General features: G+C 39.3%; 13 protein-coding genes and 1 pseudogene. 5 read left to right on the forward strand and 9 right to left on the reverse strand.

Translation table 11 applies throughout. From position 1 onward, the window contains the following. Window positions 1–15: 15 nt before the first annotated feature. Window positions 16–1332 carry a two-component system sensor histidine kinase EnvZ gene (gene envZ / locus QT16_RS20275; RefSeq protein WP_039490522.1) on the reverse strand — a complete coding sequence of 439 codons (1317 nt, stop codon included), beginning with the start codon at window positions 1330–1332 and terminating at the stop codon, window positions 16–18. Between the two features lie 5 nt (window positions 1333–1337). After that, complete coding sequence (gene ompR, locus QT16_RS20280) at window positions 1338–2057, reverse strand: osmolarity response regulator transcription factor OmpR (RefSeq protein ID WP_002959552.1); 720 nt, start codon at window positions 2055–2057, stop codon at window positions 1338–1340. A 195-nt stretch (window positions 2058–2252) separates the two neighbouring features. Between ompR and QT16_RS20735 the strand changes: the two are divergent. Next, window positions 2253–2393, forward strand: a pseudogene (locus QT16_RS20735) (transcription elongation factor GreB); the annotation flags it as partial. Window positions 2394–2488: 95 nt separating this feature from the next. On the opposite strand, the gene QT16_RS20285 reads toward QT16_RS20735, so the two are convergent. The 5 genes from QT16_RS20285 to QT16_RS20305 form a co-directional block, all read right to left on the reverse strand. Next, window positions 2489–3775, reverse strand: a complete 1287-nt coding sequence (locus tag QT16_RS20285) for a hypothetical protein (RefSeq protein ID WP_039490525.1) — start codon at window positions 3773–3775, stop codon at window positions 2489–2491. Window positions 3776–4291: 516 nt separating this feature from the next. Beyond that, a complete protein-coding gene (hsdR, locus tag QT16_RS20290) occupies window positions 4292–6802 on the reverse strand; it encodes an EcoAI/FtnUII family type I restriction enzme subunit R (protein ID WP_039490527.1) in 2511 nt (836 codons plus the stop codon). After that, window positions 6802–8022, reverse strand: coding sequence for a restriction endonuclease subunit S (locus tag QT16_RS20295; protein WP_052201204.1), 1221 nt, complete (start codon window positions 8020–8022; stop codon window positions 6802–6804). Before QT16_RS20295 ends, hsdR begins: the two co-directional genes overlap by 1 nt. Further along, window positions 8022–9488, reverse strand: coding sequence for a class I SAM-dependent DNA methyltransferase (locus tag QT16_RS20300; protein ID WP_039490529.1), 1467 nt, complete (start codon window positions 9486–9488; stop codon window positions 8022–8024). Before QT16_RS20300 ends, QT16_RS20295 begins: the two co-directional genes overlap by 1 nt. Window positions 9489–9638: 150 nt before the next feature. Continuing rightward, entirely contained in the window at window positions 9639–9875 is a 237-nt protein-coding gene (locus tag QT16_RS20305) for a helix-turn-helix domain-containing protein (protein WP_004588153.1), read from the reverse strand. Window positions 9876–9975: 100 nt separating this feature from the next. Here QT16_RS20305 and QT16_RS20310 point away from each other — a divergent pair, with 100 nt between their 5' ends. From QT16_RS20310 to QT16_RS20320, 3 genes are all read left to right on the forward strand, one after another. After that, window positions 9976–10500: a VspR family transcription factor gene (locus QT16_RS20310; protein WP_039490532.1), complete on the forward strand. Its 525-nt coding sequence runs from the start codon at window positions 9976–9978 to the stop codon at window positions 10498–10500. Further along, a complete protein-coding gene (locus QT16_RS20315; protein WP_039490533.1) occupies window positions 10497–11930 on the forward strand; it encodes a DEAD/DEAH box helicase in 1434 nt (477 codons plus the stop codon). The genes QT16_RS20310 and QT16_RS20315 overlap by 4 nt, the downstream gene beginning before the upstream one ends. Before the next feature lie 88 nt (window positions 11931–12018). Beyond that, window positions 12019–12468 carry an antitoxin Xre/MbcA/ParS toxin-binding domain-containing protein gene (locus QT16_RS20320; protein ID WP_052201203.1) on the forward strand — a complete coding sequence of 150 codons (450 nt, stop codon included), beginning with the start codon at window positions 12019–12021 and terminating at the stop codon, window positions 12466–12468. A 305-nt stretch (window positions 12469–12773) separates the two neighbouring features. On the opposite strand, the gene QT16_RS20325 is transcribed toward QT16_RS20320, so the two are convergent. Beyond that, the gene (locus tag QT16_RS20325) at window positions 12774–13370 is read right to left on the reverse strand and encodes an HD-GYP domain-containing protein (RefSeq protein WP_004589546.1); all 597 of its coding nucleotides are present in this window, start codon (window positions 13368–13370) and stop codon (window positions 12774–12776) included. Window positions 13371–13675: 305 nt separating this feature from the next. Between QT16_RS20325 and QT16_RS20330 the strand changes: the two genes are divergently transcribed. Further along, the gene (locus tag QT16_RS20330; protein ID WP_004589486.1) at window positions 13676–14299 is read left to right on the forward strand and encodes a tyrosine-type recombinase/integrase; all 624 of its coding nucleotides are present in this window, start codon (window positions 13676–13678) and stop codon (window positions 14297–14299) included. Window positions 14300–14547: 248 nt separating this feature from the next. On the opposite strand, the gene QT16_RS20335 is transcribed toward QT16_RS20330, so the two are convergent. Beyond that, window positions 14548–16776 (reverse strand): efflux RND transporter permease subunit (locus QT16_RS20335; protein ID WP_039490537.1); only part of this gene is annotated, 2229 nt, incomplete at its 5' end.

The raw sequence follows: 16776 nt of genomic DNA on the forward strand, positions 1-16776 counted from the left end.
ATAAAACCCCTGCATTTATTGTGCAGGGGTTGATACCTTGATTGGCAAATATACTTGTGCACTTAAACCGCCTTCTGGGCGGTTTTCTAGTTTTACTTTACCGTCGTGCATATCAACAATGCGTTTAATAATGGCAAGGCCTAAGCCACTACCTTCACTGCCTCGTGCAGCATCGCCTTGTTTAAAGGGCTCAAACACAGACTCTAATTCGTTTTCAGGGATCCCAGGACCACTATCGTTTACAGCGATAACTACATACTTTTTGTTTGAATTAAAGTAGCTAAGTACTTCAATATCGCCCTCAGAATAACGCAGCGCATTACCAATCATGTTGGTAATTACACGTTTAATAGCCACAGAGCTTAACGGTATATTGCCTATATTTGGATTACTTTTAAACGTAATAGTACGTTGATGCTGAAGCTCAGAATTGACAACCTCGGCAACTAAAGCATTTATATCTTCGCAGCTTAGTTCTTCACGTTTATGGTGGCGTAGATACTCAATAAACTGATCGATAATCCCGTTCATGTCTTCTATATCGTAAATAATACCTTCACGGAGATAGTCATCTTCATCAACCATCATTTCGGTGGCTAAACGGATACGCGTAAGCGGCGTACGTAAATCATGAGATACACCGGCCATTAGTAAACGGCGGTCGTTTTCAAGTGCGGCAATTCCGCGCGACATTTGGTTAAACGCGCGCGTTACTTCTATTACTTCTGTTGAGCCTTGTTCTTCTAACTTGGTAGAAAAGTCGCCTTTACCCACTTTCACTGCAGCCTGTTGCAGTGCTTTTAATGGTCTATTAAGGTGCCTTGCAAACAACCACCCACCCAGCACACTTAAAAAGCCAATACTTGATAAGTAAAAAGTTAAAAACTCTAAGTTGTTCTCTTTAAAGCCTTTAAGCGGTACTTTTACCCAATAACCTGGCGCTTGCGGTGCTTCAACCCAATAAATCAATGGATCAGTTTGGCTAATACGTACACGAGAATAACCACCAAGTTGCTCAGTCATGCTACGCGATAGCATAGAATATTCGCGGCTTTGCCCAAGTCCTTGACGCATTGCTTCGCGCTGCGTCATTACTTCAATGCCGGTAATTTCAAAAAACTTTGCAGATACTTCGTCGTTTATTTCAACGCCATCTTCCCAGTCAATAAATACCGTTTTAATTTGCTTAGCAAGCATCAAGTTAACTTGCTCAATAGTTGGCTTTACAACATAAAAACTAACCGTAACATAAGACACTATTTGATTTATTAGCAGCAAAGCCGCCACTAAAAAAACAGTTTGCCCAAAAGCACTTCGCGGAAACATGCCCATAAATATTACTTTTCACCGTCGGGAACAAACACATACCCCAAGCCCCAAACGGTTTGAATATATCGAGGATTAGCTGCATCTACTTCAATCATGCGGCGAAGTCGCGATACTTGCACATCAATACTTCGCTCAAGCGCACTGTAATCACGTCCACGCGCTAAGTTCATTAGCTTATCGCGGCTAAGTGGCTCACGCGGATGCGAAACAAGCGCTTTAAGCACTGCAAACTCACCACTGGTAAGCGATATTGTTTTATCCCCTTCACTCATTTCGCGCGTTGCTAAATTAAGCGTAAATTTACCAAAAGCGATTAAGTTTTCTTCAGCAGCTGGAGCACCTGGCACTTCTTTTGCGCGGCGGCGTAAAATTGCTTTTATGCGAGCAAGTAGCTCACGTGGATTAAATGGTTTTGGAATGTAATCGTCAGCGCCAAGTTCAAGGCCAATAATACGGTCTACTTCGTCGCCCTTTGCAGTAAGCATAACAATAGGAATTTCATTTTCTTTTTGGCGTAGTCGGCGGCAAATAGATAAACCATCCTCGCCTGGGAGCATTAAATCGAGAACCATTAAGTGGAAGTTTTCTCGCTCTAGGAGTCTATCCATTTGCTCCGAGTTTCCTGCTGTTCTAACAATAAAGCCTTGCTCTACTAAGTAACGTTCAAGCAAACTGCGTAAGCGCATATCGTCATCAACAACTAATACTTTTGTGGTCTCGTGTCCCATAATCTCTTTCTTATTTTTATATCCAATTACTAGTTAATATAAATGAAAAACTTAATAATCAAAAACTAATTACTTGCTTAGATTGTTACTGAACATTTCAAAGCTTACTTACTCGTACTTTATTATATTTTACGCTCGACAAGTTTTGGCAAATTTAATAACGTGCACACCATTAGAGTTAATAAAGAATTGGCCATGAAAACAAATTTAGTTACCCGCGAAGGTTACTTGCAATTACAACAAGAACACGATCAACTATGGAACGTAAAACGCCCAGAAGTAACAAAAATAGTTAGCTGGGCAGCCAGCCTCGGAGATCGCTCTGAGAACGCAGACCTAGCTTTATAACCCCATAAAACATACTATGAATACAAAGTTCACATTAAAAACAACAACTTATAAATAGTACAAGTACTATTTTAATGTACTCTTCAACTTAGTAAAGATGGAACATTAAACTCAATTGTTGCACCTGATATCCAGGAGTCCAAAACCTCCTCATTTGTTAAATGAAACCAGTTAAAGCAATCTTCATTAAATTCCCTACAAAAAAAAGCCTCCATTTCTGATACTCTAATATTTTCAGGCAATCTACGAGTGTAAACAGCAGAGTAATTCTTTCTTTTTATTAAGTCTAAATACTCTTCTATTCTCTTTGTTAAAAGTTTATCAGATATGTAACTGGGGATATTTCTGTTATATAAATATGCACTTAAATTTCTTGCTTCTTTGTATACAACATAGCTAATAATCGGTAATGAATAATTTTTGGCAAGGTACTGTAAAAGATTCCCAAAACGGAGTGATTTTTGCACTGTAACTTTAAAGTCACAACAAGCGTCTTCTATAATCAACAGGATGTTGTATATCCTATTTTTTTCCAATAATTCTTGAATCTCCTCTACATCATTCTTACTAACTTTGCGAGCGCAAATATCATCATATAACCTCTTAGTTAATTCGCTAACTGAGCTATATTCCTCAGAGTAGCGTAAGTACAATCCAAAGGAGTTGATGAATGAAGTCGAATAAGTTGGCAATTCAGATAAAATATTATCTTTGCGAATAAATAGATGCAAACAAGCGCCTAGAAAAGATCTTATAGATTCACGACCTTGAGCTTGAGCCTCCCTAAAGTCATGCTCAGTGATGCGGACTAAAAAACCTTTGGAAATTAAGCTTTTCATCATTCTTTTTTCTGCTTCTTCGCAACCGAGAGTTTCTGAATGAGCATCGTAATGATGCTTAATCGGCGCCTTATTGCCATCATTAAACCGTGTAAGTAGAAGAAATAAATATAGTTTTTCGATATATGTTAAACAAGAAATTGCACTTTCAGACTTTAGCCTCTGCTCAATATACTCACCTAACTTTTCTATTGTTAATTTTCCATCTTTTAAATAGCACTCAACAAGGCAACTTTTACACACATATCGCTCAGACTCAAACTGCTCAATGCACTCTTTACGAGTAGAAAATAGTTTTTTTTTATTGCAGCTATCGCAGTTAAATGCTGAATGAACATTGGTACAGCTACTTTTACTTTTTATTATTGACAAAGGCTTATCTAGTTTGCTTTTAAATTCTTTAAATACATTTTGAGCATTATTTGCAAATTTAATATTCTCACCTTTCTCTAATTCCCAAAATTGATTTATTAGTTCAACTTCAGCTTCACTAACCGCTTGTTCATAACAAATATAAGCGTAATTTTTCATTTTTTTCCAGACAAAGAAAGCCTAAAGAATTGGCTTCAATTAGTTTATTAGTAATTTATTACTATTCTAAATGTAAAACACCTAAATTCAAACAAAGTTAACAATATACATTTTTACTTTCATTTTTATAAACTAAGACTGAACTATTACATCTATAACTTGCTTTTATGCTATGGCTGGGTGCAACAGTATTCCCTATTACAGCAAATTAAGTAGAGAATGATATGGGTATCATGATGTGTCTGGATTTAAACGAAAATGTTTAATTAGTCATTAGAAATTCGATAAACAAAATAACGTAAGTGCATAGCTAAATGAATTTAAAAAATTCCTGAGGAAAATTTGAAACTTATGCTCAAACGCGTTGGCTACAGTATAATATTCTGAGTATCAATGTATGAGTAAACGCTATTAAAGCAGTATTTATTTGAACCTGTTATATGTAGTAGCTCAGAGACATCAACTTGAGAAAGTTAATTCGTTGTTCCTCCGCTTACAGATAGTTATATAATTTAACTACCTTGCATACAAATACTTCTGAAAACCAATAAACGTATCGCGTATCGCTGTCGGTGATCCAAACTCAATGGCGGCGTCGTTAATGGTGTTGTATTTAAGCTCTACTAAACTGCGCATTTTTTTAGGTGCGAGTTCTTGCACGCCATCTTCAATGTATTTACTTAATATAAAGTTTATAAACTCTTGTTGTTTATAATCGCTAAAAGCAGAGTTTATTTTAGGTTTTGCTTGTTGAGCTCGTTCAGTGCGTGTTTGTGCCTCTGAGGCATACGCTACGTAGGATAAAACATCGTATACATCGCTGTCTTGTGCATCAATTACGGCTTTCATACTATCGAGTTTTTCGCTATCGTAGCCCGCTTCGGTTAAATCTTCTAATAGCTTTTCGCGAGTGGTTGGATCGCTCCAGATTTCGCGTAGTTGGTCTTCATTTTCAAAAAAGCGCGGTAAGTCGTCAAACATACGTTCAACAAATTCTTTTGCTGTAATGGGCTTGCCTTCAGCACTCCAGTACATTGCTGAGGATATATGCTTAATTTGTCGTGTACGGCCGTCTGAGAGCTTTATTTCAAGCTTTTCACATACACATGGTCTTTCGCCACATTTATCACAGCCTTCAGGCTCTGGTTTTTCACAAATACATAGTTTTTGTTCACACACCTTGCACGGTTTCTTTTCACCGGCACCATCGCCGCCAGTGTCTTCACATTGGCACGGCGTTGTGCCGCACTCAGGGCATACTTCGCTGGGTATTGGCTCACCATCCCAAGCAGGATCAGCAAAGTTATGGTGCGCTTTTACAAAGTCGTAAATGGTAAAATAGTCTTTGCCATCGTATGTGCGGGTTCCTCGGCCTATAATCTGTTTAAACTCAATCATATTGTTACAAAGGCGCATGAGCACAATGTTACGTACGTTACGCGCATCAACGCCGGTAGAGAGTTTGCGTGATGTGGTTAAAATTGTCGGAATAGTTTTTTCGTTATCACAAAAGATTTTTAAGTCGTTTTCACCCGCTACGCCATCGTTAGCGGTAACACGAACACAATAGTTAGTGTTGGTAGTCCAGCCCTTTTTAACTGCATACTGATTAATAAAATCGCGCACCATACCTGCATGAACTTGTGTTGCACAAAACACGATGGTTTTTTCTTTAGGATTAAAGCGCTCCATCCAATAGTGTACACGGCGCTCTTCGCGCTGAGGTATGGTAATAATGCGGTTAAAGTCACCTTCTTTATACAGTTTACCAGGCTCAGGATCGCCTTTTACAACAACACCATCCCCCTCTATGTACTTGTACTCATCCATAGTGCCAACAATCGGTAACACTTTAAATGGCGTTAAAAAGCCATCGTTAATGCCTTCTTTTAGAGTATAGCTGTAAACGGGTTCGCCAAAGTAACCATAGGTATCAGCGTTATCGGTACGCTTTGGTGTGGCAGTTAAACCTAGCTGAACTGCTGGTTCAAAGTGTTTAAGAATATCACGCCAAGCACTTTCATCATTTGCGCCACCACGGTGACATTCATCAATAATAATTAAATCAAAAAAATCAGCAGGATATTGCTCGTAATACGGGTTTTCTGCATTTTTGACTGGCGCATTTTCATCTTCTTCTGTTGTGGCTTCTTTTAATTCGGTTTTAGGCCCACACATAAGAGTATGAAAAATAGTAAAAAACACACTGGCATTTTTAGGAACGCCGCCTCGTTTGCGAATATCTTCAGGGGTGATACGCACAATGGCGTCATCACCAAACGAATGAAAATCGTTAAACGCCTGATTAGCTAATATGTTACGGTCGGCCAAAAATAAAATACGCGGGCGCTTTTTAGCAAGGCTTATATCTTTCTGCGCGGTCAAACTCCAACGGGTTTGAAATAACTTCCACGCTGTTTGAAAGCCAATACAGGTTTTACCCGTACCAGTAGCAAGCGTTAACAAAATTCTTGGTTCGCCCTGAGCAATGGCCTCAAGGGCATTATGAATGGCATTCTCTTGATAATAACGCGGAGCCCAATCGCCTTTGGCCTCAAAGGGAATGGTAGAAAACGCATCACGCCAAGCTGTCGTAAAATCCGCTTCTGGGGTATCACCTTTTTGCCCAAAGGTTAAATCCCAAAGCGCTTGCGGTGACAGGTATTCTTCCACCAGTTCCGCAACACCTGTGAGCATATCAATCTGGTAAATATCATGGCCGTTGGTGGCGTAAGCAATGCGGCATTGCAGACGCTTTGCGTAGTCTATCGCTTGGCGTACACCTTCGCTGTATATCAGGCTTTCTTTTTTTGCTTCTACTGCCGCAAGCTTACGACCTTTGTACACCAGCACATAATCACATGGGACTTTATTAGCGCGTTTGCCACCCGCCATAATTTGGCCAGGGCAAATAAGCTCGCGGCGAATAAAGCTGTTATCAACTTCACCCCAACCCGCAGCAACTAACTTAGGATCAATTAAATCCGCTCTGGTATCGGCTTCGTTACGCGTCCTTGCTTGTGACATTAGGCCACTGCTCCTTTGTTTGTATCAACCTCAAGCGCCTTGGTTAGCTCGCCAGAAAAGGCTTTTTGTAGGATGGATTTTTTTAGTTGGTCAATTGACTTCAATTTATTATGATATATATGTTCCAAGCTTATTACGTGATTAAATAACTCATCAAAATTGCGCACAAACTTCTCGGTTAATTCAACCGGTGGAATCGGCAAGGCTAATTGCTTTAGAGACTTCCCTGTAAAATGTTGGATACCAGCCCCAGTAAAACTGTTTTTTAGAGTGCCATTACAATCGCTCAGATATAAATAGTATAAAACCCAGCGATTATAGAGTGGATTATGACAACGTATTCTATGCAAGGCTTTTTGGAAAAAGATATCTTCATCTTGCTCCCAAATAGCTCCACGCCCTGGATAACCACCCTCACAAATTACCAAGTCTCCTTTTTTAATAGCATATCTTTCATACTCACTATCCTCAAAACGCATTTCAAGAAGATCATCTGTATTTATATTAAACCACTGAACATTTTGATTTCTTAAATATGGCTTTGGATTGCCTTTATTTTTCTTTTTATCAAGCATTTTTCCCAAACATGTTTCAGCGATTTCAGCAATCTTCTTAACTCCCCAATCATCACCATGCTGGCTAAATACTTGCTGCAAGTAGCTTTCAAACAGCTCGCGAGCGTTTTTGAGGTTTTGCTCGGTCTTGGCGCGGGCTTGCTCTATATCGGCGAAGGCTTGATCGAGAATAGCGACGATGCATTTTTGTTCGGGAATGGGAGGGAGTACCACCCTGATAGAATTAAATTTACTCTTATTTACGATAGGAACAGTTGTTCCAGATGCTAATTCCTCAAGCTGGGAATTAAACCAAGGGGACAGCGCCTGATAAAACATAAATTTAGATACGAAGCTATCATCAGCCTTAATTCCATTAATTTGCTGATTAAAAGCAACAACTTTAGAGTTAATTCCAACTTTCCCAAGATTTCCGATGCATGAAATCAGTATTGAGCCAGATGGCAGGGTTCGACTTATGGAGGCCCCTTTATCACTCAAGTTGTCAGCCGTTTCGAAAATTACAGAGTTTAATAACTCTGGCGGCTTAACGAATGGAACGTCGCAGCCATAATTATCCTTTTGACTTTTGGGAGGTGTTGACCCTGTAACTGTTTGAAATAAATTGCCCAGAGAGTCAATCGTCCAATGCGTAGGAAAAAGCATTACAACAACTCCTGAATCTTACCAAGAATCGCTTCGCTCTCTTTATCCAGCGCAATGATTTCTTCAATAATGACTTGCGGTTCACGCAGTGGAGCTTCTTCTGCTTGGTTTGGGTTTTTTACCGATAAATCCCATGTTGCATCATTTAGTTCAGACGTTGCCAATGACCAAGATTTAGCACTGTCTTCAAAGCCTTTTTGTAGCTCGATAAATTCTTTTAAGTCTTTGTCGTTTAGCGGATTGGTTTTACCCAAGCTGCGGCCAGGGTCTAGCTGGTAGAACCATGTTTTTTGTGTTGGTTCGCCTTTAGTGAAAAACAACACCACGGTTTTAACCCCAGCGCCTAAGAAGGTTTTTGCTGGGCAATCGAGTACGGTGTGTAAGTTGCAGTTTTCTAATAGCTCTTTACGCAAGGCAATGGCGGCGTTATCGGTATTCGATAAAAAGGTGTTTTTAATCACAATGGCAGCGCGGCCACCAGGCTTGAGCATTTTGATAAAGTGCTGCAAAAACAAGAAGGCGGTTTCACCGGTTTTGATTGGGAAGTTTTGCTGAACTTCTTTGCGCTCTTTACCACCAAACGGCGGGTTAGCTAATACAATATCGTGCTGGTTGCTTGGGGTAATGTCTTGTAGATTTTCGCCTAGGGTATTGGTATGAATAACGTTAGGTGCTTCGATGCCATGTAGAATCATGTTCATAATGGCGATAACGTAAGCCAAAGACTTTTTCTCTTTGGCGTAAAAGGTGCTTTGTTGCAGGGTTTTTAAATCGCTGGTTGAAAGCTGCTTTTTGCTGACACCACCTTGGCGAAGGTAATCGTAGGCTTCACATAAGAAGCCTGCCGAACCTGCTGCACCGTCGTATATGGTTTCGCCAATTTGTGGCTGTAATATATCGATCATCGCACGAATTAATGGGCGTGGTGTGTAGTATTCTCCCCCGTTGCGGCCAGCGTTGCCCATGTTTTTAATTTTTACTTCGTACAGGTGTGAAAGCTCATGCTTTTCTTCTTGTGAGCGAAAGCGTAATTCGTCTACTTTTTCGAGCGCATCACGCAGTGAGTAGCCACTTTGAATTTTATTTTTGATCTCGCTAAAGATTTCACCAATTTTATATTCAATGGTGTCAGGGCCTTTGGCACGTAGTTTAAAGCCTTTAAGATAGGGGAAAAGCTCGCCATCAACAAAATCCATTAAGTCGCTGCCGGTTAAGGCGTTATCGTGATCAAACTCATCATTAGCGGTTTTAGGCGCAGCCCACGAACTCCAGCGGTACTTCTCTTCAATAATGTATTGGTATTCTTCTGCCATCAATTCGGCTTCTTGAGACTTTGTAAACTCTAAGTCATCAAGGTATTTTAAAAATAGCATCCACGACGATTGCTCGGTGTAGTCTAGCTCACTAGAGCAGCCTGCGTCTTTATGGAAAATGTCGTCGATATTTTTAAATGTTTGTTCAAACATGTAAATTAAGTCCTTGTTAGCCAGTGAGTTTGAGATGATTTTTTTGCTTAAAGCAACTCACTCGCTTATTTATATTCCTGAGGTAATAGTGATTAATATACCCTAATTAATTAAAAAATTAATAATATATTAGTACCAAGTAGTTTTTGGTTAATCTAGGTCAATTTTATACTTTTGCCTTGCCGGTAGTATCTCTTCGAACTCGCAATTTAATGCGTTTACTAATTTATATAAGGTTTCGAGTTTAATATTAACATTACCTCTTTCCATTTTTCCGTAATTACCGCGCTCTATACCGACATAGGCGGCAAAACCTTCTTGCGAGTAGCCTGCTTCTTTGCGTTTTTCTCGTAGCTTTTCACCAAAATGTTTAACTAAATCACTCACCTGGTTTTCCTCAAGGCAAAATGATTAGATTTTCATGTTGAGGGCTTAACTACCACGCCCTATAATACCCATTATTATAAGAAGTTTATTAGGATTTACTTTGAAATTTGACCCTCTCGTAGCTCAAATTATTGTTGCACCAAATTTTGATAACTTTACAACAAGCGATGTACGCTCGGCGTACTTAGCATTAAAAAGTGATTCTTCTTTGGTACCTACAGCAGTTAGGCGAAGTATATATGCCGAATTGATCAAGCTTGTTAAAAAAGGCTGGCTGAAAAAAATGGTATCAAATAAAAAAGGATTTACGCGATTCAATAAAACAGAAAGCTTTAACGTTGAGGTAATTACTCAGCTAGCTAGTGCAATACCTATTGGAACTACAGAAAAGGCAGATGATAAGCACGCGCTATTACTTAGTAAGTTAAATCATTATAAAGCCGAGCTATTATTGAATATGGGGGAATCTGAGGCATACAAAGAGCTTTATTTGGAGTCACCCGAATTAGTAGATGAACTTCAGCCACAATACAACAAAGCGAGAGACAACAATACAAGAATACTTGGCAAGATTAGAGCGATTGAAGGCTTAATGAAGCAAAACGAAGCATTAGAGAAAATATGAAACTAAGACTATGGCAAGCCGAGTGTATTAATTTAGCGCTTACACAATACCAGAGCGGCAATAGCCACTTTTTAGCCTTGGCAACTCCTGGGGCGGGTAAAACCTTAATGGCTTCGGAATTAGCTAACCAGTTATTAAAAAATAATATGGTCGATGTGATTATTTGTTTTTCACCGTCGTCTATTGTTTCTCAAGACTTTAAGGAAAGCTTACAGCTAAAAACGAATGAACGATTTGATGGGCTTATTGGCGCTAAAGGTAGAGCTTTAACCTATCAAAGCTTACAGTATTTAGATGTGCACTTTTGGCAGTTATTTGAACGATATCGTGTTTTTGTAATATTTGATGAAATTCATCATTGTGCTGGCTCTAATATTGCCAATGCAAATGCATGGGGTGAGCAGATAATACTTAACATTCAAAATAAAGCACAGTATACATTAGCCTTAACAGGCACCCCTTGGCGTTCTGACGCTGCTCCTATTGTTCTTTCATCGTATCAGCAACCTAACAATAAAATAGCGTGTGACTACGTTTACGGGCTTTCTGAGGCTATTGGAGATAATGTTTGTCGGGTTCCACAAATAGTAGCTGTTGATAATAGCCATATTACAGTTGTAGATGACGTTGAAACCAAAACATTTAACTGCTTTAAAGCGTTATTAAACTACTCTGGCGTTTCTTATCAAGAAATTATTGAAAATGAAGCGGTAATAAAATACATAATTTCTTCCGCTCAAAAAAAGCTTATCTCATTTAGATTGAAAAACCCCGATGCAGCGGGGTTGATTGTTGCATCGTCTGTTGAGCATGCCCATCAAATCTCTATGTTAATGCGAACTCACTTTGACGAGGATAGCACTGTTGTAACCTACCGAGAAAATGAACCTACAAGTATTATTCAGCAGTTTAGGTATGCACAAACTAAGTGGATTATTTCTGTTGGTATGATTAGCGAAGGTACAAATATCCCTCGTTTGCAGGTTTGCTGCCACCTTACAAACATAAAAACAGAAATGCATTATCGCCAAATATTGGGCCGTATACTGAGGGTAACAAACTCTAAAAACCAAGAAGCTATTATGTACATGCCTGCCGAACCTAAGCTTTTAGAGTACGCGTATAGAGTTAATCAAGATGTTCCATTTGAAGCTGATGTAGTTAAGTTTGAAAAGATGAAAGCTACTGCTGAAGAACCTACTGAAGATGAAGGTTTAAGTGAAATGACCTTTAATAAGAAAAATAAAAAAACCTCCAAAGCTCAGTTTGATTTTGATAACTTTGCTGACTTTTTTGAGCAGCCAGCTATGAGCAATAGATCTGAAGCGACAGAGGAGCATTTTTTAACCGACGCCTATGAGCGAATTATTAATATATCAGGCCGTTTTCAACAAGAAGCGATCGCTTTAGGGTTAAGTGAATTGCGGTAAATACGCTAGAATTTACCTCAAGTAGACCTCTACAGGTAACATCAATTTCAGTTACACGAGGAAATATAACTTAATTTAAGGTGTTGCTATGTATAGCTTCTCTGAAATTCATAAAAAAATAGACTTTATAGAGATTTTAACCAATAGAAAGATCAGTGAAAGTTCAAGTCACCTAGAGCAAATTAACTTTATACATCAAGGTGTATATATCAAAAATGCTGAGCGTCTAAGGATAGAGTTAGGCTGGGATATACGAGCATTTTCTTCAGCTATTAGAACTAGCAAGAGCTCATATGTACGCTATAAAAAAGAATTAAAGCCCTTAAATACCACTTTAAGTGAAAATGCATTTGAAATTGCAAAAGTCTGCTCTTTTTGTCTTGATTACTTTGAAAATATAGAACGTCTTAATATTTGGTTAAATACCTCGTCACTCCAATTCGACTCTAAAAAACCTTTAACATTTATAGATACAATAGCTGGCCGTGAATTAATTAAAAATACCGTAAACAGGCTCAAATATGGCTATAACGCCTAAGAGTAAAGTGTCTTAGGACGTAAAGCGCACGATCAACAGACTGCCAACATGAAACCAAGTTCTATCCTTTTCTTAACTTAACAAGAAGCTATCACTTTAGAGATTAAAACGTTGATTTGAGCTTATTAATGACTCAATTTTCTCTGATAGTCGCATTTGTGCCATTTGCAGACATTAGCAACGCCTGAGCTCAGGTGCATTTGAGACAACGCCTGCTTTTGCGTTAGCAAAAAAGTGGGTGGCGGATCAAATGTCATCTGCAGAGACTTTTTAGGCAGCGTTCACCGTATTCTAGGAACGAGCGTTTACGAGGCACGTGCCGAACTGGCCTTTATGACTTTTGTAAACAACAAAAAAATATTTGGATCAAACTTCGTGTCCACTTCATGCTTCAAGATATTCATAGTTTCAAGGTGCGATTTAGCCATGCGGTATGGCCTGCTAGTCGTCAGTGCATCATACGCATCAATGATCGAAAGTATTCGACTACTCAGGGGAATATCGGCACCAGCCAGTCCGTCTGGGTATCCGCTTCCATCAAATGCTTCATGATGATGTCTGACAATAGACGCGACCTCGTCTCTGTTTGTCAGGAATGTCTCACTAATTATTCTCTCACCGATAACCGAGTGAGCCTTTATCTCTTCCCTTTCATCAGGTGTGAGCTTTCCAGGCTTCGAGAGAACAGTATCACGAACTCCAATCTTACCCACGTCGTGTAATTGACTGGCAATACGCAAGTCATCTAATGAGGGGGCACTCAAATCGGCCGCACGCCCCACTTCCAACGCAAGCGCACAGACGCGGTCACAATGGCCTCTAGTATACGCATCGCGCGCGCACAATGCCGTAATGAGTGATGGGTAAGCATTTTCTTGATCTGGTGCGAGGGCAAAAGCCATTGAATATCTCTCCTTGTTCAGCAACGCCTAACAATTTAATAGTGCGCTCATCACGCATATTTTTGCTGACTTCAAGCTCATCTATCCACATTCCAACAAATAACCGAGGGTATTTCAAGATTTTAAATAAATTTAAATGTAGGATATACGCGTTGCTCGTTTGCTTGACTATATGAATAAACGACACAACTTTATCTATTAATTAGCCCTAAATTTAGCCATCCTCAATGACCGGTTATCGCTCATACCCGAATTCTTTTGTAGCGAGCTAAGCTTAAAACTCCATAAACACCGGAGTACAACTAATGCACCAGTTAACTATATATCAGCCTAAAGAGCCTTGGAATAAAAATAAGCTTGTAGGACAAAAGTTACCTCTAAAATTACAGCAAATATGGGCTATCCGAATACGACTGGAACTTTTTCATAAAATAAGAGATCTAGCACTATTTAACCTAGCCATAGATAGCAAACTAAGAGGGTGTGATTTAGTTTCACTAAAAGTTAATGACATTGCACATGGTAAAGCAATCCAATCACGGGCAATAGTCGTTCAAAAAAAGACTGGTATGCCTGTTCAATTTGAAATTACTGGAAATACAAGGAAATCAATTGTGGCGCTCATAGAGCAATTTACTCTCAATTCTTATGATTACTTGTTTAAGTCACGAATTCATTCCTCTGAACACCTTTCAACCCGTCAATATGGACGTATAGTTGACTCTTGGGTCACCTCAATTGGGTTAGATAAGACTCAATATGGCACTCATTCAATGAGACGTACCAAACCATCACTAATTTACAAAAAAACTAAAAATTTAAGAGCCTGTCAGCTTCTACTTGGCCATAGAAAACTAGAGAGCACTGTCAGGTACTTGGGAATAGAAGTTGATGATGCGTTAGAAGTATCAGAACAGATCGATGCTTAAATTTGAACCTAAGCCAGACTCGAAGTTAGAGTCTGGCACGTGCCATAATCCGACCTTGAGACACATAGAGATTAAGACTGCAAAGATACGAAAGCGGAAGTTAACTTTGGCCTGTTTAACGACAAATATTCCGACAAAGCAGTCATGACTATTAGTTTATTGTTAAATCTAATCTTTCTTTTCGTTCATCTACTCAATAACCCCACGCTAAACGTGACTTTAGCGTGGGGTTAGAGTTCACAGTAATTTTATCTGGATAGCTCTTTTATTTTTTTCTCTGAAAACCAGCGATATAAAACAGGTAAAACAAATAATGTTAACAGTGTTGCAGTTACCAAGCCGCCAACAATAACACTCGCTAATGGGCGCTGTATTTCTGCACCAACACCATTAGACATTAACATCGGTATCAAACCTAAAGCTGATGTTATAGCAGTCATAAGTACAGGTCTTAATCTTGAAGTAGCGCCTTCAAAAACGGCTTTAGATGCTTCTAGACCGTCTTTAATACGTTGGTTGATACTTTCTACCATAACGACCCCATTCAATACCGCTACACCAAATAAGGTAATAAAGCCAACGGAGCTTGGTACAGACAAGTATTGTCCAGATAAATATAAGGAGAAAACTCCGCCAATTACAGCAAGCGGCACGTTGACCAATATCAGCATAGCTTGACCAACAGAACCAAAGGCAAAGTAAAGTAGTAGTGCGATTAGTGCTAACGATAAAGGTACAACTATAGCTAACCTATTTTGAGCACGTTTTTGACTTTCGAACTGGCCGCCAATCGAAACAGAATAACCTGAAGGTAAGTCAACCTTTTCAGCAATTACCGTTCTGATATCGGCAACCACGCTTCCCATATCTCGATTTTGTACATTTGCTTGGATAACGACTCTTCGTTGTACATCATCGCGTCTAACTTGTGGTGGGCCTGACTCAAATGAGACTGAGGCTACGTCACCCAGCCGCACCCAAGCACCAGTAGGTGATTGAAGCCGAATATCAGCAATAGCTTCTTTGTTACTTCGGTACTCTTCCTCTATGCGAACGTAAATATCATAACGTTCATTACCATTGATTATTTGTCCGGCTTCAACACCACCAATACCATCACGCACAACCTCCATTATGTCACTCACAGACAATCCAAAGCGTGATAGTTCTTGCCTGTTAGGACTTATCACCAATTGCGCTTCACCAGCAATTTGCTCCAATGCAACATCCCTTGCACCTTCAATGTTTTTAATTGCTGTTTCTATTTCTTGACCTTTAGCCGCCAGTACCTCAAGTTCAGGCCCAAACAACTTTATCGCCAACTGAGCCTTAACACCAGATAGTAGCTCATCGACACGAGTCGCAATAGGTTGAGAAAAGTTGAGTAGCAACCCAGGGAATTCTTCTAAAGATCTCTCCATTTTTCCTTGAAGTTCATATCGATTAGATGCACTGGTCCACTCAGAAACAGGCTTCAACCCTATGTAAATTTCGATGTTATTCACAGGCTCTGGGTCTCCACCTATTTCTGCTCGACCAATTCGGCTTAATGCATAGGTTACTTCAGGGAAAGCCATTAGTTTTTCTTCTAGAATTGGTGCCACAGTGAGCGCGGTATCTAAACTGGAAGAAGGTGCAAGCGTTGCTCTTAAGTTTATCGTCCCTTCTTCTAACTCAGGTACAAATTCAGTACCAATTAATGGAACTAATGCAAAGGCAGAGAAAACTAATATAAGTGCGGCTGAAATGACTAATTTGGTGCGTTTTAGTGCGAATGTAAGCCCTTTTCTGTAGAGTTTGTCTAATGGCCTAAGAACAAAGCTTTCCCTCTCTTTTACACCTGACTTAAATAAATAAGTAGCTAAAGCGGGTACAACAAACAACGCAACCACAATAGCAGATATAACAGCTAAAATGATGCTTATTGCCATAGGTTGAAATAACTTTGCCTCAACACCTTCAAAGCTAAATAAAGGCGTAAATACGACTAAAATAATAGAAGCTGCAAAAAATACGGGACGAGCCACTTCTTTACCCGCATTTTGAAGACGTAACTTAATACCATGCTCATCTTGTTCTACATCATGTGGATCAGTATCAGCACTAGGCACTCTTTCTTTTACAGTTTTTAAATGGGTAGAGTCTGGTCTATTTAAATGCTTAAACATGTTTTCAACCATCACGACTGAACCATCAACTAGCATACCAATGGCTACGGCAATGCCACCCAATGACATAAGGTTTGCAGAAATGCCCCACCAAGCCATGATCATTAACGCGATACCAATTGAAATTGGAATAGATATTAGGACAAGGAAGGTTGCACGTATATTCATTAAAAATAGTGCTAATACAATACAGATGAAAATAAATGCTAGTAATAGTGCATCAACTACTGTATCAACGGCTTTTTCAATCAAATCAGCCTGATCATAAAATGGTTCAAAGCGAACACCTTTAGGCAATGCTTGATTAAT

This window comes from Pseudoalteromonas distincta, assembly GCF_000814675.1.
In the GTDB taxonomy this organism is placed as follows: Bacteria; Pseudomonadota; Gammaproteobacteria; order Enterobacterales; family Alteromonadaceae; genus Pseudoalteromonas; species Pseudoalteromonas distincta.

Bases quoted from the DNA above. Each gene is read 5' to 3' on its own strand.
- envZ (WP_039490522.1), bottom strand. From the start codon at position 1,332: ATGGGCATGTTTCCGCGAAGTGCTTTTGGGCAAACTGTTTTTTTAGTG.
- ompR (WP_002959552.1), bottom strand. From the start codon at position 2,057: ATGGGACACGAGACCACAAAAGTATTAGTTGTTGATGACGATATGCGC.
- QT16_RS20285 (WP_039490525.1), bottom strand. From the start codon at position 3,775: ATGAAAAATTACGCTTATATTTGTTATGAACAAGCGGTTAGTGAAGCT.
- hsdR (WP_039490527.1), bottom strand. From the start codon at position 6,802: ATGTCACAAGCAAGGACGCGTAACGAAGCCGATACCAGAGCGGATTTA.
- QT16_RS20295 (WP_052201204.1), bottom strand. From the start codon at position 8,022: ATGCTTTTTCCTACGCATTGGACGATTGACTCTCTGGGCAATTTATTT.
- QT16_RS20300 (WP_039490529.1), bottom strand. From the start codon at position 9,488: ATGTTTGAACAAACATTTAAAAATATCGACGACATTTTCCATAAAGAC.
- QT16_RS20315 (WP_039490533.1), top strand. From the start codon at position 10,497: ATGAAACTAAGACTATGGCAAGCCGAGTGTATTAATTTAGCGCTTACA.
- QT16_RS20320 (WP_052201203.1), top strand. From the start codon at position 12,019: ATGTATAGCTTCTCTGAAATTCATAAAAAAATAGACTTTATAGAGATT.
- QT16_RS20325 (WP_004589546.1), bottom strand. From the start codon at position 13,370: ATGGCTTTTGCCCTCGCACCAGATCAAGAAAATGCTTACCCATCACTC.
- QT16_RS20330 (WP_004589486.1), top strand. From the start codon at position 13,676: ATGCACCAGTTAACTATATATCAGCCTAAAGAGCCTTGGAATAAAAAT.